This window comes from Roseomonas sp. 18066 (genome assembly GCF_902706185.1).
In the GTDB taxonomy this organism is placed as follows: Bacteria; Pseudomonadota; Alphaproteobacteria; order Acetobacterales; family Acetobacteraceae; genus Pseudoroseomonas.
Window position 1 is genome coordinate 1 of sequence record NZ_CACSJM010000370.1, and the last position, 435, is coordinate 435.

Sequence of the window (435 nt, forward strand, 5' to 3'; positions counted from 1 at the left end):
GGATCGCTGGCCATTGGCGGTGCCGTGGCCGGATTCGCCATCCTTTCCCGCACCGAGCTTCTGCTGGGTATCGTGGGCGGCCTCTTCGTGCTGATCACCCTGTCCGTCATCATCCAGGTGGGCTATTTCAAGGCAACCGGCGGAAAACGCGTATTCAAGATGGCACCGCTGCAGCACCACTTCGAACTGAAGGGATGGGCCGAAGTTACCGTTGTGGTCCGGTTCTGGATCCTTGGGGGCCTTTTCGTGGCCGTGGGGCTGGGCATCTTCTACGCTGAATGGGTTGTACTGCTGTGACCGTTTCGCCCCGCCTGGCAGACCTCGTCTCCTGGGACTCAGACTGGGCCGGCCTGCGCGTCGTCGTGACCGGTATCGGGGTATCCGGCTTCGCCGCCGCCGACACCCTGATCGAACTCGGTGCCCACGTGGTGGTAG

1 pseudogene is annotated in these 435 nt (G+C 63.0%); it reads left to right on the top strand.

The features are described 5' to 3' along the window. Positions 1–297: pseudogene (locus tag GVN67_RS29280) on the top strand (phospho-N-acetylmuramoyl-pentapeptide-transferase); the annotation flags it as partial. Positions 298–435 lie beyond the last annotated feature (138 nt).